18 protein-coding genes are annotated in these 18081 nt (G+C 65.3%); 2 read left to right on the top strand and 16 right to left on the bottom strand.

The window, feature by feature from the left end; genetic code table 11:
- Window positions 1-33: 33 nt before the first annotated feature.
- From BLS91_RS12335 to BLS91_RS12310, 6 genes are all read right to left on the bottom strand, one after another.
- Window positions 34-894 (bottom strand): SseB family protein, encoded by an 861-nt coding sequence (locus tag BLS91_RS12335; RefSeq protein ID WP_092341050.1) that lies wholly within the window; start codon window positions 892-894, stop codon window positions 34-36.
- On the bottom strand, window positions 894-1640 hold the full coding sequence (priA, locus tag BLS91_RS12330) for a bifunctional 1-(5-phosphoribosyl)-5-((5-phosphoribosylamino)methylideneamino)imidazole-4-carboxamide isomerase/phosphoribosylanthranilate isomerase PriA (RefSeq protein WP_092341049.1): 747 nt from the start codon (window positions 1638-1640) through the stop codon (window positions 894-896). Before priA ends, BLS91_RS12335 begins: the two co-directional genes overlap by 1 nt.
- A gap of 83 nt (window positions 1641-1723) precedes the next feature.
- Window positions 1724-2353: an imidazole glycerol phosphate synthase subunit HisH gene (gene hisH / locus BLS91_RS12325; protein ID WP_092341048.1), complete on the bottom strand. Its 630-nt coding sequence runs from the start codon at window positions 2351-2353 to the stop codon at window positions 1724-1726.
- A complete protein-coding gene (gene hisB, locus BLS91_RS12320; RefSeq protein ID WP_092341047.1) occupies window positions 2350-2973 on the bottom strand; it encodes an imidazoleglycerol-phosphate dehydratase HisB in 624 nt (207 codons plus the stop codon). Before hisB ends, hisH begins: the two co-directional genes overlap by 4 nt.
- A 4-nt stretch (window positions 2974-2977) precedes the next feature.
- Window positions 2978-4072 carry a histidinol-phosphate transaminase gene (locus tag BLS91_RS12315; RefSeq protein ID WP_092341046.1) on the bottom strand — a complete coding sequence of 365 codons (1095 nt, stop codon included), beginning with the start codon at window positions 4070-4072 and terminating at the stop codon, window positions 2978-2980.
- A gap of 31 nt (window positions 4073-4103) precedes the next feature.
- Entirely contained in the window at window positions 4104-4532 is a 429-nt protein-coding gene (locus BLS91_RS12310) for a LysM peptidoglycan-binding domain-containing protein (protein ID WP_092341045.1), read from the bottom strand.
- A gap of 291 nt (window positions 4533-4823) precedes the next feature.
- On the opposite strand from BLS91_RS12310, the gene lexA reads away from it, so the two are divergent.
- Window positions 4824-5528, top strand: coding sequence for a transcriptional repressor LexA (lexA, locus tag BLS91_RS12305; protein ID WP_092341044.1), 705 nt, complete (start codon window positions 4824-4826; stop codon window positions 5526-5528).
- Window positions 5529-5582: 54 nt separating this feature from the next.
- Here the strand turns inward: lexA and metE are convergent, their stop codons facing one another.
- From metE to hflX, 3 genes are all read right to left on the bottom strand, one after another.
- Window positions 5583-7925 carry a 5-methyltetrahydropteroyltriglutamate--homocysteine S-methyltransferase gene (gene metE / locus BLS91_RS12300; protein WP_092341043.1) on the bottom strand — a complete coding sequence of 781 codons (2343 nt, stop codon included), beginning with the start codon at window positions 7923-7925 and terminating at the stop codon, window positions 5583-5585.
- Window positions 7926-8012: 87 nt separating this feature from the next.
- A complete protein-coding gene (locus tag BLS91_RS12295) occupies window positions 8013-8978 on the bottom strand; it encodes a methylenetetrahydrofolate reductase (RefSeq protein WP_092341042.1) in 966 nt (321 codons plus the stop codon).
- 221 nt (window positions 8979-9199) lie between these two features.
- Complete coding sequence (gene hflX, locus BLS91_RS12290) at window positions 9200-10792, bottom strand: GTPase HflX (protein ID WP_092341041.1); 1593 nt, start codon at window positions 10790-10792, stop codon at window positions 9200-9202.
- A 40-nt stretch (window positions 10793-10832) separates the two neighbouring features.
- Between hflX and BLS91_RS12285 the strand changes: the two genes are divergently transcribed.
- Complete coding sequence (locus BLS91_RS12285) at window positions 10833-11441, top strand: class I SAM-dependent methyltransferase (RefSeq protein WP_092341040.1); 609 nt, start codon at window positions 10833-10835, stop codon at window positions 11439-11441.
- Here the strand turns inward: BLS91_RS12285 and dapF are convergent.
- The 7 genes from dapF to BLS91_RS12250 form a co-directional block, all read right to left on the bottom strand.
- Complete coding sequence (gene dapF / locus BLS91_RS12280) at window positions 11438-12319, bottom strand: diaminopimelate epimerase (RefSeq protein ID WP_092341039.1); 882 nt, start codon at window positions 12317-12319, stop codon at window positions 11438-11440. The two genes, BLS91_RS12285 and dapF, sit on opposite strands and share 4 nt — an antisense overlap.
- Before the next feature lie 44 nt (window positions 12320-12363).
- Window positions 12364-13347, bottom strand: a complete 984-nt coding sequence (gene miaA, locus BLS91_RS12275) for a tRNA (adenosine(37)-N6)-dimethylallyltransferase MiaA (RefSeq protein ID WP_092341038.1) — start codon at window positions 13345-13347, stop codon at window positions 12364-12366.
- 5 nt (window positions 13348-13352) lie between these two features.
- Window positions 13353-14957, bottom strand: a complete 1605-nt coding sequence (gene miaB, locus BLS91_RS12270) for a tRNA (N6-isopentenyl adenosine(37)-C2)-methylthiotransferase MiaB (RefSeq protein WP_092341037.1) — start codon at window positions 14955-14957, stop codon at window positions 13353-13355.
- A gap of 74 nt (window positions 14958-15031) precedes the next feature.
- Window positions 15032-15784, bottom strand: coding sequence for a regulatory protein RecX (locus tag BLS91_RS12265; RefSeq protein WP_092341036.1), 753 nt, complete (start codon window positions 15782-15784; stop codon window positions 15032-15034).
- Window positions 15785-15842: 58 nt separating this feature from the next.
- Window positions 15843-16988, bottom strand: a complete 1146-nt coding sequence (gene recA / locus BLS91_RS12260; protein ID WP_241983118.1) for a recombinase RecA — start codon at window positions 16986-16988, stop codon at window positions 15843-15845.
- 321 nt (window positions 16989-17309) lie between these two features.
- On the bottom strand, window positions 17310-17534 hold the full coding sequence (locus BLS91_RS12255; protein WP_092341035.1) for a DUF3046 domain-containing protein: 225 nt from the start codon (window positions 17532-17534) through the stop codon (window positions 17310-17312).
- A 96-nt stretch (window positions 17535-17630) separates the two neighbouring features.
- Window positions 17631-17939: a helix-turn-helix domain-containing protein gene (locus tag BLS91_RS12250; protein ID WP_092341034.1), complete on the bottom strand. Its 309-nt coding sequence runs from the start codon at window positions 17937-17939 to the stop codon at window positions 17631-17633.
- Window positions 17940-18081: the final 142 nt, after the last annotated feature.

The following is an 18081-nucleotide window of genomic DNA, read 5'->3' as shown; positions in this document are numbered from 1 at the left end:
GCCTACCCCACCGACATTCGTGCTGCGCAAAATCTAGGCCGAGGCGATGAGCTTCACCCGCAGCGAATCGACACCGGTCGTAATGACCTCGCTCTCCGACCAGCGAGTGCCGAGCCGGCTCAGAATGGTGTCCAGGTCGGGCTGGGTGAGGCCGTCGACCAGTTCCAGTTGTACCACCAGTTCGGGCCCCTCCAGCCGCCCCAACGGGTCGCCGGCTGAGAGCTGAACGGTCAGCACCGACAGCTCCGTTGCGATGGATGCGGCGAACGCGTCGGCCACATGATGGCTGGCATAACTCGGTGTCCAGGGCAGGGATTGGGCGATCGCCCAGAGCGCCGGTCGCCGGATGACGAATTCGCCGGGCGAGGTGGGGTCGAGCACCACGAGGTCGGTGTTTTCCTGCGCGGCGGCCAGGGCGACGCGCACGGCATCCGCTGGAACGGGTCGGGCGAGGGGATTCCAGGCCGTCATGGCGGCCGTGGAGGAGAAGGCGGGTAACACGGTGCGGCCGTCGGGACCGGCCACGGTGATGATCGACAGCTCCTGGGTTTTATCGATCGTCTGCCCGCGTGCGTTCAGGGCGGCCTCGCCGAGCTTCGTCACCAGCGGAATCAGCAGGCGGGAACCGCGGATGGCGTCGATGACGCTTTCTTCGCCCGCTTCCCGGGCCTGAAAGCGGGTGAGCGCCTCGGCAAGCGCGGCGGGGGCTGACCCGTCATCGCCGGCGTCCAGATTGGCCTCGAATCCTCGGCCGGCCCAGGGCTGACCGGCCGAATCGGCCAGCTCGCTCGGCTCACCGGGCTGGCCCGGCGAGCTTTGGGAACCGGGCTGGCTCTGTGAACCCGGTCGACCGGAGGGATCGCCCGTTGAGCCGAGGTTGCGCGCCTTTGCCATTAGTCCCCCGCGACGTCCAGGGCCTCGGCCAGAGTGAACGCGCCGGCATAGAGCGCTTTGCCAACGATGGCACCTTCCAGGCCGAGCGGCACCAGCTTGCGCAGCGCTTCGATGTCATCGAGGCTGGAGATACCGCCGGAGGCGATGACCGGCTTGCGGGTGCGATCGAGTACCTGGCGGAGCAGGTCGATGTTCGGGCCTTGCAGGGTGCCGTCCTTCGTGACGTCGGTCACGACATATCGAGCACAGCCGGCCTCCTCCAGCCGTTCGAGCACCTGCCACAGGTCGCCCCCGTCCTTGGTCCAGCCGCGGGCCGCGAGGGTCGTGCCGCGCACGTCGAGTCCCACGGCCACGGCCTCGCCGTATTGCGCGATCACGCTGGCCGCCCACTCCGGGTTTTCCAGGGCCGCGGTTCCGAGGTTGATGCGTTTGACGCCCGTTGTCAGTGCTGCTTCCAGCGATGCATCATCGCGGATACCACCGGACAGCTCGATGTTGACACCCTTGACCTGGCGAATGACCTTCTTGATCACGCCGGTGTTGGTGCCGCGGCCGAATGCCGCATCGAGGTCCACGAGGTGAATCCATTCGGCGCCCTGTCTGGCCCAGTCGGCCGCAGCATCTACGGGGTCACCGTAGTTCGTTTCCGTACCCGCCTCGCCCTGCGTCAGGCGCACGGCCTTGCCTCCGGCCACATCGACGGCGGGCAGGAGGACGAGCCTCGGTGTCTTGTTGAACTCGCTCATTGGTGTCCTCGGTTGTGCGGTCGCAGGCTGCGGCCAATTTCATAGTGGTGGGGCGGATTGTGCAGTCTAGGCGCGCAGTTCTATTAGCGCAGGGTACCGATCCAGTTTTTCAACAAGCGGATGCCCGCCTCGCCCGATTTCTCCGGGTGGAACTGGGTTGCGGTGAGCGGACCGTTCTCGATCGCGGCCAGGAACGGCGCTCCGTGTTCGGCCCAGGTGAGCCGTGGTTCGGGGAACGGGGGCATGACCTCAAGCGTCCAGGACTGCGCGGCGTAGGAGTGCACGAAGTAGAATCGCTCGTCTTCGATCCCGCGAAACAGCTCGGAGCCCGGCGCGCTCGTGACGGTGTTCCAGCCCATGTGCGGCAGGATCGCGGCGGGAAGTTCGGTGACCGTTCCGGGCCATTCGCCGAGGCCCTCGGTGTCGACGTCTCGTTCGACCCCGTGCTCGAACATGACCTGCATTCCCACGCAGATTCCGAGCACCGGGCGATCGCCGGCCAGGCGACGGTCGACGATCTCGTCGCCGCGAACCGCTTTGAAGGCCTGCATGACGGCGCTGAACGCGCCAACACCGGGCACGACGAGGCCGTCGGCTTCGAGCGCGACCGTGCGGTCGCTCGTCAGGGTGACGTCAGCACCGGCCAGTTCGAGCGCCTTGACCGCGGAGTGCACGTTGCCGGTGCCGTAATCGAAGACGACGACCCGAGTCACAGGGCTCCCTTGGTGGAGGGGATGCCCTGCACGAGCGGGTCTAGGGCCTTGGCGAGACGGAACGCACGGGCGAAGGCCTTGAACTCGGCTTCGGCGATGTGGTGCGGGTCGCGGCCGCCCAGCACGGTGACGTGCACGGTCAGCCCGGCGTGAAAAGTGATCGCTTCGAAGACGTGACGCACCATGGAGCCGGTGAAGTGTCCGCCGATGAGGTGGAATTCGAAGCCGGCCGGCTCGCCGGCGTGCACGAGGTAGGGGCGACCCGAGATATCGACGACGGCCTGGGCGAGCGCCTCGTCGAGTGGCACGAGGGCATCACCGTAGCGGGAGATGCCCGACTTGTCGCCGAGCGCCTGGCGAATGGCCTGGCCGAGCACGATTCCCACGTCTTCGACGGTGTGGTGCACGTCTATTTCGATGTCACCGCTGGCGCGCACCGTGAGGTCGGTCAGGGAGTGCTTGGCGAAGGCTGTCAGCAGGTGGTCGTAAAACGGCACCGAGGTGTGGATATCGCTGACGCCGGTGCCATCGAGGTTCAGTGAGAGATCGATGCTGGATTCACTCGTCTCCCGTTGCAGGTGTGCGACGCGGGGCGCGGAAATGCCAACAGGTGAGCTCATAGCGCTAGTTTATCGGTCGTCCGAGGCGGGCCAGAGCGTCAAGGAACAGCGAAGTCTCCTTCTCGGTACCCGCCGTCACCCGCAAGTGGTTCGGGATACCGACATCACGAATGAGAATTCCCTCCGCCAGCAGCGCCTCAAACGTCTGCTGCGGGTCGGCCACTCCCCCGAATAATACGAAGTTGCTCCAGCTTCGGTGCGGGGCATAGCCCAGACCGGCCAGCTCGACCACGAGCCGATCGCGCTGTCCACGAATATCGTCGACCATGGCGAGCATCTCCGCGCTGTGCGCCAGGGCAGCGTTTGCGGCGGCCTGGGTGAAGGTGGAGAGGTGGTACGGCAGGCGAACCAGGCGCAGGGCATCCGTTACCGCCGGATCGGCAGCCAGATAGCCGACCCGCGCACCGGCAAAGGCAAAGGCCTTGCTCATTGTGCGTGAGACCAACAGTCGCTCCCGGCCTGGCAGCAAGGTGAGCGCACTCGGAGTTCCGGCGGGCGCGAACTCGGCGTAGGCCTCGTCGACGACGACGATGCCATCGGTCGCGTCGTAGGCGGCGGCGATGGTCTCGAGCGAGAGCGGGGTGCCGGTGGGGTTGTTCGGTGAGCAGAGAAAGATGATGTCCGGATTGGTGCGAGTGATCTGGCTCACTGCGGTGGCCGGCGACAGCTCGTAGTCGGCATCGCGCGTGCCGGCAATCCAGGTGGTGTCGGTTCCGGCCGCGAGGATCGAGTACATCGAATAGGTGGGGGCAAACCCGAGCAGGGTGCGCCCAGGTCCACCGAAAGCCTGCAGTACCTGCTGGAGCACTTCGTTGGAGCCGTTGGCCGCCCAGATGTTGTCGGAGGTGAGTGCCTCGCCAAGATACTGCGCGAGTGCCTCACGCAGGGCGGTGAACTCGCGGTCGGGGTAGCGATTCACCGAGCGGATGGCCTCGGCCAGGCCGGCGAGAATGTCGCGGGCCACTGCTTCGGGAATTGGGTGCGTGTTCTCGTTGACGTTCAGGGCCACCGGAACGTGCAGTTGCGGAGCACCGTACGGGGTAAGGCCTTGCAGGTTGGTGCGGAGCGGAAGATCGTCGAGAGTGGTCACACTCTCCATGCTACGACCCTGTGCTGGCGCGCATTGCTACTTACGAGTTGGCGGGCAGTTCGAGTCGCTGACCGGGCTGGAGCGTTTCGACGGTGAGCGCGTTCAGTCGTTTGATGTCGGCGACGACGTCGCGCGGGTCGGCGGACGGCGAGACCTCTTCGGCGAGGTCCCACAGGGTTTGGCCGGGTTCGACTGTGATGAACCGGGCAGACCCGACGTCGGTCGGCGAGTAGGCCAGCGTCGCCACGATTCCGGAGTCGGTCGTGTACGACGTGAGGTCGATGCCCGTGGCGGAATTGGATGCGCCGGCCGCTCCCCCGTTGAGGGCGAATGCGACGGCACCGATGACGAGGGGCACGGCTGCGAGGGTCGTGAACACCACTCGCCCACGCCGGGTGAGGTGCAGACGGGTGCCGGGGGTACGAGAAGCGCCGTATTCACGGGCTGTGGGTGCAAGTGCTGTGGTCATGTCAAACCTCCAAGGTAGGCGGGCTGCGAGTCTCGTATCCGGCCCTCGGCCGGGAAGGCCGGATACGAAACTATGTTCCGAATATAACTTCGAACAATCGAACATGCAAGCTTTTTCTGATCCTCACCCCGAATTTCGCGCAACACACTCGAATAAGTGTTTGTTTCAGGGCTCGGAACTGGATAAACTTTCGATAGGCCAATTGCTTGATTTACACTCAACCAGACACCACCGACATCCCCGTGTGACACGGTTTCAGACCACGCGGGGCCAACTCCAGGAGGGCACATCGTGACACAGGACACCAGCGGTACCCGTGACAAGGGCGGCACCCGGCGCCGCAAGAGTTTGAGCCAGCGGCAGCTCGCTATTCTCGACGTGATTCAGCGTTCGGTGAGTTCGCGCGGGTACCCGCCGAGCATGCGTGAGATCGGTGACGCGGTCGGGCTCGCCTCACTGTCGAGCGTGACCCATCAGCTCAATCAACTCGAACTCAGTGGCTACCTGCGCCGCGACCCGAATCGTCCGCGGGCACTCGAAGTTCTCATCGAGATTCAGCGCGCTCCCGAAGATGTCGGTACCGGTGACCAGGACAGCTTCCACCCCGGCGTTCAGGTCGGCGACGCCGCGATGGTGCCCCTCGTCGGTCGTATCGCCGCGGGAATCCCGATCACGGCCGACCAACAGATCGACGAGATTTTCCCGCTCCCCCGCCAACTCGTTGGGCAGGGCGAGCTGTTCATGCTCAAGGTCGTGGGTGAGTCCATGATCGACGCCGCCATCTGCGACGGCGACTGGGTCGTGGTTCGCCAGCAGAAGACCGCGGAGAATGGCGAGATCGTCGCGGCCATGCTCGACAACGAGGCCACCGTGAAGGTTCTGCGAAAGCGCGATGGCCACACCTGGCTGCTGCCGCGCAACAGCAACTTCGAACCGATTGTCGGCGACTTTGCGGACATCCTCGGCAAGGTCGTCGCGGTGCTGCGTTCGGTTTAATCTACGAAGGCCCGACCACCAACCGGTGATCGGGCCTGTTTTCGGTCTGCCCCGCTAGACGCCGACGGTGGCATCGAGGCGTTCGCGCACCACCCGCGTCGCGGCGAGCATGTTGTGCAGCGACTGCACGGTCTCGTCGTAGCCACGCGTTTTCAGTCCGCAGTCCGGGTTCACCCACACTTGGCGTTCGGGAATGGATTCCAGGGCGGTGTCGAGCAGGATGGTCAACTCGTCCACACTCGGTACGCGCGGCGAGTGGATGTCGTAGATGCCGGCGCCAATGCCGTGGTCGAAGCCGCCCGCCTCGATTTCCCGCACAACTTCCATGCGTGACCGGGCCGCTTCGATGCTCGTGACGTCGGCGTCGAGGTTGCGAATGGCTTCGATGACAACACCGAATTCTGAATAGCAGAGGTGGGTGTGGATCTGGGTCGCATCCGCGACCCCGGCCGTGGCGAGCCGGAAAGACCCGACCGACCAGTCCAGGTAGTCGGCCTGATCCTTCTTCTTCAGCGGCAGAAGTTCGCGCAGGGCCGGCTCGTCGACCTGAACGATCTTGATGCCCGCGGCCTCGAGGTCGGAGATTTCATCGCGCAGGGCCAGCGCCACTTGGCGGGCGGTCTCGCCCAGCGGCTGGTCGTCGCGCACAAAGGACCAGGCCAGAATCGTCACCGGGCCGGTGAGCATGCCCTTGACCGGCTTGGTGGTGAGGCTCTGCGTGTAGACCGACCAGTCGACGGTGATCGGTGCCGGGCGCGACACGTCACCCCACAGAATGGACGGCCGGGTGCAGCGGCTGCCGTAGGACTGTACCCAGCCGTTCTCGGTCACGGCGAATCCGTCGAGGTTCTCGGCGAAGTACTGCACCATGTCATTGCGTTCGGGTTCGCCGTGCACGAGCACGTCAAGTCCGATCTCCTCTTGCAACTGCACAACGCGGCCGATCTCGGCGCGCATCAGCTCGCGGTAGGCATCCGCTGCCAGGGTTCCCTTGAGGAACTGTGCGCGTGCTCGGCGAATGTCGGCGGTCTGTGGGAAGGATCCGATCGTGGTCGTTGGCAGTGGCGGAAGGTGCAGCGCCGCCTCCTGGGCGAGGAGTCGATCGGCGTAGTCGCCACGAGTGAAGTCGGCTTCCCTCAGCGCGGCGGCACGGCCGCGCACGGCTCCGTCACGCACGCCGGGAGCGCTGCGCCTGGCCGCCAGGGCCGCCTCGGCCTCGGCCAGCGGCGCCGCGATGGCCTCACGTCCGGCGGTGAGTCCGAGCGCGAGGGTGGCGACCTGACCGACCTTTTGGTCGGCGAAGGCCAGCCATCTGGTCAGTGAGCCCGGCAGCGATGTCTCGTCGGCAACATCGTGCGGCACGTGCAGCAGTGACGTCGAAGTGGACACGGTGACCGATGCGGAGAGGGCACGCACGCTCTCGGCGGCCTCGAAGGCACCGGCGAGATCGCCGCGCCAGATGTTGTGCCCGTCAATGACGCCGGCGACGAGGGTCTTGTCGGCCAGTCCGAGGACGGCCCGGGGCAGGGTGCCCCGCACCAGGTCCAGCCCGATCGCCTCGACGGCGGTGGCCGCAAGCACCGGCAGGGCGTCGTCGAGGCTGCCGTAGGGCGCGGCAACAAACAGGGCGGGCCGGCCGGTCAGTCGACCAAGCACTCCATAAGCGGATGCGACGGCCGCCAGCGTCTCCGCGCGCGGCACGTCGATGGATTCACTGACCAGGCCCGGCTCATCGAGCTGCACCCAGTCGGCTCCGGCATTCGCTAACCGCGCCAGGAGCGCCGCATACACGGGAAGGAGATCGTCCAGCCGCGACAGGGGCGAAAAGCCAGCCGGGGCTTCGTCACTGGCCTTGCTGAGCAGCAGGAAAGTGACCGGGCCGACGAGCACCGGACGGGTGAGGAACCCGGCCGCTTTGGCCTCGATGAATTCACGTACGATGCGGTCGCCGGCCAGCGAGAACGCGGTCTCCGGTCCGATCTCGGGCACGAGGTAGTGGTAGTTGGAGTCGAACCACTTGGTCATCTCGAGGGGCAGGTTCTCGCCCGCGCCACGGGCCAGCGTAAAGTATCCGGCCAGGTCGAGGGTGCCGTCAGCGGCGACGAGCGAGGCGAACCGGGCGGGAACCGCGCCGACGGCAACGATGGTGTCGAGCACCTGGTCGTAGTAGGAGAACGACTCGGGGATCGACGAGTCGGTGCGGCCCAGCCCGAGACTGGCGAGCCGATCGCGGGTCTGCTGCCGCAGCCCAGCGGCGACGGCCTCCAGGGCCGGCGCGTCGATCGTCCCCGACCAGAACGCTTCGACGGCTTTCTTCAGTTCGCGCCGTCGGCCGATGCGTGGGTAGCCGAGGATGGTGCCGGTGGGAAAGGTGCTGGAAACTGGCGAAATGGGCATGGTGATTCCTTCACTGGAGCGATGATGGCTGGAACGGTCGGAGGAACGAACGTGTTGGGTGGGCCTCGCGCCTGAGCGGCGTGCGGCCTAGGGCATGGCAGCGGGCACTGGCAGTGCCCCACACCCTTCGAGAACCTTCAGCACGGTGTCGTGCTGGTTGAAGGCGTAGAGGTGAAGCCCGGGGGCGCCGCCCGCGAGAACGTCCTGGCCGAGGCGTACGGCGTAGTCGATGCCGATCTGGCGCTGGCCTTCGTCGGTCGGTTCGACCTCGAGCTGGATGGACAGTTCGGCGGGCAGCTTCTCGCCGGAGAGCTGCAGAATACGGCGCAACCGGTTCGGGCTGGTCACCGGCATGATGCCGGGAAGGATCGGTAAGAGCACTCCGGCGGAGCGAGCCCGCTGGATGAAGCTCAGGTAGTCGTCGGCGTGGAAGAACAGCTGGGTGATCGCCAGGTTGGCTCCGGCGGCCTGCTTGGCCAGCAGGGTGTCGATGTCTTGGGTGACCGACCGCGAGTTCGGGTGGCCGTTGGGGAAGGCCGCAACGCCGATGCGTACCTTGCTGCGTTCCGTTTTCACCCCGCGGGCACCGGGCAGGCCCGGAATCACCGTCTCGATGTACGGCACCCGTTCGATCTGCACTCGATGGATGAGCTGGACCAGCTCCCCCGCGCTGTGCAGGTCGCCGAGAAAGGTGGTGTCGCCCTCATCCGCGCCCTGCGGCGCGTCGCCGCGAATGGCCAGAAAGCTGCGGATGCCGGCGTCGAGAAACTCGCGAATGAGGCGGCTGGCTTCTGTGTGCGAGGAGCCGACGCAGGTGAGATGAGCCATGGCATCCACTGAGGTGTGGTCTTTGATGTAGCGCAGCACGTCGAGCGAGGAATTGCGCGACGAACCGTTGGCGCCGTAGGTGACCGAGATGAACTCGGGGCCGGCGGCGGCAAGGTGATCGATGGTGCGGGTGAGAGCGGATGCTGCGGCCACCGATTTCGGCGGGTACACCTCGAACGAGAACGCCGGGCGGGCGTCACACGCGTTGGGCGTTGGGGCGGTCATGGGTCCTCATTCGGCAGAAACGGTACAGCGGGTGATGGCCGGGCGGCCGCGGACACACCAGAACACTGGTGGGTTTTCGCGGGCGGGTGCCGGGCTCGGCTGTCGCTCCATGCCGGGGAATGGATTCCGTCGGCAACGATTGATTAGACACTAACAACACCAGCGCCGGGTCGCACCAATGTGACAGTTCGTGTCATTGGTGCGCCGACGGGCGGTGGGAATCAGGCGGAGAGCGTGGGCAGAATGACGAAGGGGGCGAACTGCGGCTCGATCTCGGGAGTGACGAACGCAGTGACGTGGGTGCCGGTCTCGATGTACTCGGTCGTCTCGATGCGGCCCACGTCGTGCAGAACGGCGATGAGGTCGCCGCGATCATAGGGAATGAGCAGGTCGAGTTCGATCTGCGGTGTCGGCAGCAGCAGCGCAACGGCAGCGAGCACAGTGTCGATGCCCTCACCGGTGCGGGCCGACACGAATGTTGCCTTCGGCTCCAGGCCGCGCAGTACCAGCCGGTCGTCGTCGCTGATCAGGTCGCTCTTGTTGAAGACGACCAGTTCGGGAATATCGCGGGCGCCGACCTCGGAGATGACGTCGCGCACGGTGGCGAGCTGGGCCACGGGGTCGGGGTGGGAGCCGTCGACGACGTGCACGATGACGTCGGCGTCGGCGACTTCTTCCAGGGTCGAGCGAAAGGCTTCGACCAGCTGGTGCGGCAGGTTGCGCACGAAACCGACCGTGTCGGTGAGGGTGTACAGACGCCCGTCGGCGGTCGTCGACTTGCGCACGGTGGCGTCGAGGGTCGCGAACAGGGAGTTCTCGACCAGCACTCCGGCCTTGGTGATGCGGTTGAGCAGGCTGGACTTGCCGGCGTTGGTGTAGCCGACGATGGCGACCGAGGGAACGGCATTGCGCTTGCGGTTGGCGCGTTTGGCCTCGCGGGCCGGCTTCATCTCGACCATCTGCTTACGCAGTTTGGACATCCGGGTGTGAATGCGGCGTCGGTCGAGTTCGATCTTGGTCTCACCGGGGCCACGGGAGCCCATGCCGGCACCGGTGCCACCGACCTGGCCACCGGCCTGGCGAGACATCGAGTCACCCCAGCCACGCAGGCGCGGGAGCATGTAGGCCATCTGGGCGAGTTCGACCTGCGCCTTGCCCTCTCGGCTCTTGGCGTGCTGGCTGAAAATGTCGAGGATGACGGCTGTACGGTCGATGACCTTCACTTTGACCACGTCTTCGAGGGCACGGCGCTGGCTGGGCGCGAGTTCGGTGTCGGCGATGACGGTGTCGGCGCCGAGCGCCTTCACGATGTCGGCGACTTCCTGGGCCTTGCCCTTGCCGAGGTAGGTGCTCGGGTCGGGGGTGGCCCGGCGCTGCAGCAGACCGTCGAGTACGGTTGCCCCGGCGGTTTCGGCGAGGGCGGCCAGTTCGCGCATGGAGTTCTCGGCGTCATCGACCGTGCCGTGCGTGTAAACACCCACGAGAACGACGTTTTCGAGCCGCAGTTGGCGGTACTCAACCTCGGTGACGTCTTCCAGCTCGGTCGATAGCCCGCCGACTCGCCGCAGGGCGTTGCGGTCAGCACGTTCGGACTGGTCGCCGTCGTGCTCGCTACCGTCGTACTCGCCGGATGCGTGAGTTTGCAGGGCCTGGGCTGCCCCGCTGCGGAACAGGGAGTAGCCGGCAGCCTTGCTGTCGGCGCTGGCCAACACGCGCGCGACGACATCGTCTGCGTCTGGGGCTTCTGCACCTGTGTTTACTACCGCGGTGTTTTCTACCGCGTCGTTGCCCGAGGGCGCCGTTGGATCATTCATCCCATTAACCTTAGTTCAACGAAGTTGAAAGGTTCCTCTTATGTCGTCCGACCACTATTTTTCTCCGGCGCCCGGCACCGTACTGAAAACCCGCCAGATCACGGTGCAGTTGCACGGCCAGGATCGGCTCCTGACGACCGCCAATTCGGTCTTCAGCCCCGCCCACATCGACGGTGGCACCGAGGTTCTACTCAAGTACGCCCCCGAGCCGCCGCTGACCGGTCACTTTCTCGACCTTGGCTGCGGCTGGGGCCCGATCGCCCTGCACCTCGCCATGGCCTCCCCCAACGCCACCATCTGGGCCGTCGACGTCAACGAGCGTGCCCTCGATCTCGTGCGCACGAACGCCGCCGCGCTCGGCCTGACCAACATCAACGCCGTGCTCGCCGCCGATGTGCCCACCGACATCAGCTTTCGCACCATCTGGTCGAACCCGCCCATTCGCGTCGGCAAGGACGAACTGCATGGGCTCATGACGACCTGGTTACCCCGCCTCGAATCAGAAGCGGATGCCTGGCTCGTCGTGCAACGCAACCTCGGTTCGGATTCGCTCCAGCGTTGGCTCGCCGCCGAACTCCCCGACAACTTCGAAACCACGCGTGAGGCCATCAGCAAGGGTTTCCGAGTGCTGGCAGTGCACCGCGACTAACCCAGGTTCAGAACCCCGTCGAAGACGAGCTCTGCCGGCCCGGACAGCGACACGTGCTCGCCGTCCTCGGCGGGGAACATGCGCACTCCGAGCACGCCACCGGGAACCTCGACCCGCCACTGGTGCGGCGCCGATTTGCCGGCCCAGTGCCGAGTGGCGAGGGCGGCCGCGACCGCTCCGGTGCCGCAGGACAGCGTCTCCCCGCTGCCGCGTTCGTGTACGCGCATGCGGAAGCGCCCGACGCCGTTGACGACCAGCGGTTCGTTGGGCACGACGAATTCAACGTTCACGCCGTCGGCCGGCTCGGGATCGAGTTGCGGAATGAACGTGAGGTCGGCCGCGTCAAGTTCATCGTCGTCGGCGAGGGCGACGACCGTGTGCGGGTTGCCAACATTGATGCCGAGTCCCGGCCGCGCCACGGGCAGGTTCTTGGTGCGCACGAGCGGCTCGGTGCCGTCGAGCTTCCATCGGCCGAGGTCCACCTGAAAGCCGGAGGCGTTGCGCTGTACGTCCCGCACGCCCCCGCGAGTGCCGATGGTCAGGGTGTCGCCGGGCAGCAGCTCGGCGAGGTCGTTCTCAATCAAGAATTTGGCATACACACGGATGCCATTGCCGCACATTTCCGAGACGGTCCCGTCGGCGTTCCAGTAGTCCATGAACCACTCGGCAGCGTCGTCTTCAGCGAGAGCGGCCGCGCCGTCAGGCAGGTTCTTGCTGCGAACCGCACGGATGATGCCGTCCGCACCGACGCCGAACTTGCGGTCGCACACAGCACGAATCTGCGCCGGCGTGAGCTCCGTTGTTCCGTCGGGATCAGCGAACAGCACGAAGTCGTTGCCCGTGCCGTGGCCCTTGGTGAAGTTCAGAGTGATGCCCATGCTGCCAGTTTACGGGGCGGCCGCTGCGAGACTTTCCGGGCAGCTCAGAGCGGTCGTGCCGGGAGGGCACTGGGCGCACTGCCCAGGTCGACGTGTGCAAGGGCGTCATCGACCCGGTCTGCCGCATCGGATTCGACCCAGTGGGCGTGCGCGTAGCGTTTAAACCAGCTCACCTGCCGGCGGGCATAACGCCGGGTCAGCTGCTGGGTCGCTTCGACGGCCTCAGCTTGGCTGCGCGTGCCGTGCACCTGGCCGAGTGCCTGCGCGTAGCCGATCGCGCGGCTCGCCGTCACTCCATTTTCGATGCCGGCCGCAAGCAGCCCTCGGGCTTCGTCGACGATGCCGGCCGCCCACATCCGCTCGACCCGGGCATCAAGCCGCGGGGTGAGCTGCTCGCGCGGCGTACGCAGGCCGAGCAGCACGGTGGGCTTCCAGTAGACCGGTTCCTCGGGCAAGGCCGCCAGATGCGGGGCGCCAGTGAGCTCGACGATCTCCAGGGCCCGCACCAGTCGGCGACCGTTGCTCGGCCCGATCCGCAGGGCGGCCTGCGGGTCGACGGCCTGCAGCCGGGTGTACATCAGGCCGGGTCCGCTCGTGCTGAGTTCGGCTTCAAGCCGGGCGCGCAGTATCGGATCGGTGCCGGGAAACTGAAAGTCGAACACGACCGACGAGACATAGAGGCCCGAGCCGCCGACCAGGATGGGCACAGCCCCGCGCGCGCGGATCTCGGTGATGACGGCGCGGGCATCCGTTTGGTAATTGCTGACGGTGGCCTCGTCGGTCACGTCCAGCACGTCGAGCAGGTGGTGCGGAATGCCGCGGCGTTCGGGCACGGTGAGCTTCGCCGTGCCGATGTCCATGCCGCGGTAGAACTGCATGGCGTCGGCGTTGACGATTTCAACCGACTGTCCGCGCTGGATCAGCCTTTCGGCCAAGTCGAGGGACAGCTCCGACTTGCCGGTGCCGGTCGACCCGACGATCGCAATCAGAGCCGCTGGGTCGGCTGTGACAACTGGTACTGTCGACACGGCTCCTAGCGCTCGTCGTCGTTCACGTTATAGATGGGGATGGTGGTAGAGCCACCCTCGAGCCGCAGGCCGATCGTCGGCAAACCGAGCGAAATGGGGCCGGCGCCACCGGTTGCGCCACCATGAGCGGGTACTCCGCAGGATTCGGCTTCCATGCGGTCCCACGCCTCGCCGGCCCGAGTCGTTCGGATGCGGAGCGGCGCACCGTCGGTGGAGTCTGCGATGAGGTGGAACGGTGCGGCCTGGGTGACGACGACAGTGACCATATCGCCGGGACGGGGACGGGGTGAACCGACTGGCACGTCGAAGTGCACGAGGCGGCTGTCGGGCGCGCGGCCACTCAGCCGGTGGGTATCGCTGTCCTTGCGGCCCTCGTTGGCGACGAGCAGTTCAACCTCACGGCCGATCATCGCCTGGTTCTCTTCGAGGGAGATGCGCTCCTGTAGGGCCGCGAGTCGCTCGTAGCGGTCCTGCACGACGGCCTTGGGAACTTGGTCAGGCATTGTCGCGGCCGGAGTGCCAGGGCGAATGGAGTACTGAAAAGTGAACGCCGTCGCGAACCGGGCCTGTTCAACAACCCGCAGGGTTTCCTGAAAGTCCTCTTCGGTTTCGCCGGGGAAACCGACGATGATGTCGGTGCTGATGGCCGCGCTCGGCATCTGGGCACGCACCCGGTCGAGAATGCCGAGGAACTTCGCACCGCGGTAGGAGCGTCGCATCGACTTGAGGATACGGTCGGAGCCCGACTGCAGCGGCATGTGCAGCTGCGGCATGACGGCCGGCGTTTCCGCCATGGCGTCAATGACGTCGTCGGTGAACGCGGCGGGGTGCGGGCTGGTGAAGCGGATGCGCTCCAGCCCCTCGATCTTGCCGGCCGCGCGCAACAGCTTGCCGAAAGCGAGCTTGTCGCCGAATTCGACCCCGTAGGAGTTCACGTTCTGGCCGAGCAGGGTGACCTCGATGGCACCGTCATCGACAAGGGCCTGGATCTCGGCGAGAATCTCGCCCGGGCGGCGGTCTTTCTCCTTGCCGCGGAGGGCCGGCACGATGCAGAACGTGCAGGTGTTGTTGCAGCCGACCGAGATCGAGACCCAGCCGCTGTAGCTGGAGTCCCGTTTGGTGGGCAGGGTCGAGGGGAAGGTCTCGAGGGATTCGAGAATTTCGAGTTGAGCCTCACCGTTGTGCCGGGCCCGTTCAAGCAGGCTGGGCAGGGAGCCCATGTTGTGGGTGCCAAAGACGACGTCGACCCACGGTGCCTTTTCGAGGATGGTGGTCTTGTCTTTTTGAGCGAGGCAGCCGCCAACGGCGATCTGCATGCCCGCGTGCTTGCGCTTCACCGAGGCGAGGTAGCCGAGGTTGCCATAGAGCTTGTTGTCGGCGTTCTCACGCACGGCACAGGTGTTGATCACGACAATGTCGGCCTCGCCGCCATCGGCCGAGACGTAGCCGGCCGCCTCGAGCGAACCGCTGAGCCGTTCGGAGTCGTGCACGTTCATCTGGCAGCCGAAGGTGCGCACCTCGTAGGTGCGCGCGCGCCCCGACTCGTCGATCGCGGCTGCCGAGGGTGTGATCACGGTTCGGCGGGCTAGTTCGGGGGCGACGATACTCATAGTGGGTATAGTTTACGCGAGCAATTCGGTGTGCGGGCCGTGAGCCAGGCCCACGCCTGCATCAGCGGCCAGCATCAACGAAAACGCACGCGGGAGGCGCCGCCGCCACCACGGCTGTCCATGGCTGCTTTGACGGCGAGTCGTACCGCTGCCGAGCTGTAGCCCTTACGCATGAGAAAGCCGGTGAGGCGACGGTCGATGGTCTGGTCGTCGAAGCGTTCCATCTGCCCGATGCGCTTGGTGGCCAGGTCGATGGCGCGTTCGGCTTCGTCGTCGGGAAGTTCTTCGAGCTTGTCCATCATGACGCCCGGGTCGAGTTTGCGCCTGCGCATTTCGGCTTCAACGCCGGTGCGGCCGAGGCCCTTGCGTACGTTGTGGCTGTGGATGATCTGGTCGGCAAGCTTGGCTTCGTCGAGGTAGTTCAGCTCAATGAATTTCTCGATGATCTCGCTGGCTTCACCGGAGTCGACCCCGGTAGCGTTCAGTACCAGGAGGGCTTCGACCGTGGAGAGGGAGCGGCCGCGCAGCCGGTGCAACAGCACCTTTTCGGCCCGCTCCCGCTGATCGGCCGCATCAGCGGCAAAGTCTGCTGCGGTGGCTTCGTCGTCGACCTGGTCGCTGTCGATACTCTCGGCCTCGTTATCGGCGGCGGCCTCTGCCTCCCGAGCGGCAGCCGCCGCGGCGGCGAACCTGTCGGCCGCCGCCGGGCGGGGTTCGAGCGGCGAGCGGCGTTTCATGCCCGGTGCCGCACCGGGCAGGTAGGTCACGGGAGCCAAACCGGAGTCGGCGCGTTCTGCTGCATCGTCCGGGGGTTCGAAGTGCACCATTAGCGTGACCTACCTTTTGTTGTCGTTGCGGAACTGATGTTTGGTGTGGCGCGGCCGGTTAGGCGGTCTTGCGGGCGGGGGCCACCTTGGTGACGACAGGGCCGCCGACCAGCACGGCTGCGGCATCCGCTTCGGCCTTAGCCTTGGTTTCGGCCTCCAGCGCGATTGCGGCAGCGGCCTTTTCGGCGGCTTTGGCCGCGATGCCCTCTGGACCGACACCGAGCTTGATCAGAATCTTGCGCTCGATCTCGTTGGCCATGTCAGGGTTCTTCATCAGGAAGTTGCGCGAGTTCTCTTTACCCTGGCCGAGCTGGTCGCCGTCGTAGGTGTACCATGCGCCGGACTTCTTGACGATGCCCTGGTCGACACCGAAGTCGATCAGGCTGCCCTCACGGGAGATACCGATGCCATACATGATGTCGAACTCGGCCTGCTTGAAGGGCGGCGCCATCTTGTTCTTGACGACCTTGACCCTAGTGCGGTTACCGATGGCATCCGTGCCGTCTTTGAGAGTTTCAATGCGGCGAATGTCGAGGCGCACCGAGGCGTAGAACTTGAGGGCTTTACCGCCCGAGGTGGTCTCGGGGCTACCGAAGAACACACCGATCTTCTCGCGCAACTGGTTGATGAAGATCATGGTGGTGTTGGTCTGACTGAGGCCACCGGTGAGCTTACGCAGGGCCTGGGACATGAGCCGGGCCTGCAGGCCGACGTGCGAGTCACCCATCTCGCCCTCGATCTCGGCGCGCGGAACCAAGGCGGCAACGGAGTCGACGACGATGAGGTCGATGGACCCGCTTCGCACGAGCATGTCGGCGATTTCGAGGGCCTGCTCACCGGTATCGGGCTGGGAGACGAGGAGGGCATCGATATCGACGCCGAGCTTCTTGGCGTACTCCGGGTCGAGGGCGTGCTCGGCGTCGATGAAGGCGGCGATGCCGCCGTTCTTCTGCGCGTTCGCGATGGCGTGCAGGGTGAGTGTGGTCTTACCCGAGGATTCCGGGCCGTAGATCTCCACGATGCGACCACGCGGTAACCCGCCTATGCCGAGTGCGACGTCGAGAGCAACCGACCCGGTAGAAATGGTCTCGACGGGGGCGCGCTCGTCGCTGCCGAGGCGCATGACCGATCCCTTGCCGAACTGACGATCGATTTGCGCGAGGGCGGTTTCGAGGGCTTTCTCGCGGTCCGCTTGTGATGCCATGGTGGTGATCTCCTTGGGTTCTGCACTGTCGCCGGTTGTGAACGGCGCTGCGGGTGTGCGTGGTGGCGCCTGTAGGCTGTCGGCCCGCGCAGGGTCGGACCCTGATGCACGTTTCGACAAGGCATTTGCCGACTTTCTCTGACAAATTCGACTGTACGCCGCACCTCCGACACTGGTCGGGAGCACGATCAAACGGTGCGCAATCTGTCAGATTGTCTGCTGTGGAGGAGCCTATCAAGCCCGAACAGGTATTCGACCATTATCGGGAATGTTTTTGCGGCGTGTCGAAATATCGGCCTAACCCGAGGAGGCTGAACGACGCTACTGGCGCGGAGCAGGAATGCCGGCACCGTGCCAGCGGCTGCGCGGCACATCGACTTCGGCGCAGAGCGCCAGCCAGACCTCGCGGGCGGGAACACCAGCAGCGAGGGCCTGATCAGCGGTACGCCCATCGAGCGGGGTGAGAACGAGGTCACGGGTGAGCACGCGCCCGTAGGCGTCGCCGAACTCTTCTTTCATCGCGGTGCGAAATTCACTGAGTCGCACGACACTCCTTCAACCTGAAATGACAACCACCGCCGACACTCTGTGTCGACGGTGGTTGATGATACTGAAAATCCTAGGAACGCTACCGGTTGATGACTAACGCACCATGAGATCGGCATCGAACGTGTTGACGAACTCGTCCGGTACCGTGTCGGGGAACTGATCGATTCCCTCGATGACGGCGAGACGGTCGCCAACTTCGCGCATGATGACCGAGATCGGGGTTTCCAGTGCATCGGCGACAGAAGCGAGAATCTCCGAAGAGGCCTCTTTCTGTCCTCGTTCTACCTCACTGAGGTAGCCGAGCGCGACGCTGGCTTTGCTTGCGACCTGACGCAGGGTACGCCCCTTTTGCAGGCGGAAGTCCCTGAGCACATCGCCGATTTCCTGACGAACAAGAATCATCGGAACCTCCTTCTTATGCCTAATAACTACCGGAATGCGATGCTGGATGCTTACAATACTGCATTCATCCGACACGTTGACACTACCGAGAATCACTGGGCTTTGCTTGTGAATGTCTTCGATGTAACCAGCCCGTAACAGG

Origin of the sequence: Cryobacterium flavum (assembly GCF_900103805.1) — a bacterium.
Taxonomy (GTDB): domain Bacteria; phylum Actinomycetota; class Actinomycetes; order Actinomycetales; family Microbacteriaceae; genus Cryobacterium; species Cryobacterium flavum.
The sequence above is the reverse complement of the archived record's forward strand: the minus strand, read 5'-3'. Positions and strand labels throughout refer to the sequence as shown.

Excerpts from the sequence above, each read along its gene's own strand:
- recA (WP_241983118.1), bottom strand. The coding sequence starts at position 16,988 with ATGGCATCACAAGCGGACCGCGAGAAAGCCCTCGAAACCGCCCTCGCG.
- hisB (WP_092341047.1), bottom strand. The coding sequence starts at position 2,973 with ATGAGCTCACCTGTTGGCATTTCCGCGCCCCGCGTCGCACACCTGCAA.
- priA (WP_092341049.1), bottom strand. The coding sequence starts at position 1,640 with ATGAGCGAGTTCAACAAGACACCGAGGCTCGTCCTCCTGCCCGCCGTC.
- BLS91_RS12310 (WP_092341045.1), bottom strand. The coding sequence starts at position 4,532 with ATGACCACAGCACTTGCACCCACAGCCCGTGAATACGGCGCTTCTCGT.
- hflX (WP_092341041.1), bottom strand. The coding sequence starts at position 10,792 with ATGAATGATCCAACGGCGCCCTCGGGCAACGACGCGGTAGAAAACACC.
- BLS91_RS12250 (WP_092341034.1), bottom strand. The coding sequence starts at position 17,939 with ATGATTCTTGTTCGTCAGGAAATCGGCGATGTGCTCAGGGACTTCCGC.
- BLS91_RS12285 (WP_092341040.1), top strand. The coding sequence starts at position 10,833 with ATGTCGTCCGACCACTATTTTTCTCCGGCGCCCGGCACCGTACTGAAA.
- BLS91_RS12265 (WP_092341036.1), bottom strand. The coding sequence starts at position 15,784 with ATGGTGCACTTCGAACCCCCGGACGATGCAGCAGAACGCGCCGACTCC.
- miaB (WP_092341037.1), bottom strand. The coding sequence starts at position 14,957 with ATGAGTATCGTCGCCCCCGAACTAGCCCGCCGAACCGTGATCACACCC.
- BLS91_RS12315 (WP_092341046.1), bottom strand. The coding sequence starts at position 4,072 with ATGGAGAGTGTGACCACTCTCGACGATCTTCCGCTCCGCACCAACCTG.
- metE (WP_092341043.1), bottom strand. The coding sequence starts at position 7,925 with ATGCCCATTTCGCCAGTTTCCAGCACCTTTCCCACCGGCACCATCCTC.
- BLS91_RS12335 (WP_092341050.1), bottom strand. The coding sequence starts at position 894 with ATGGCAAAGGCGCGCAACCTCGGCTCAACGGGCGATCCCTCCGGTCGA.
- BLS91_RS12295 (WP_092341042.1), bottom strand. The coding sequence starts at position 8,978 with ATGACCGCCCCAACGCCCAACGCGTGTGACGCCCGCCCGGCGTTCTCG.
- dapF (WP_092341039.1), bottom strand. The coding sequence starts at position 12,319 with ATGGGCATCACTCTGAACTTCACCAAGGGCCACGGCACGGGCAACGAC.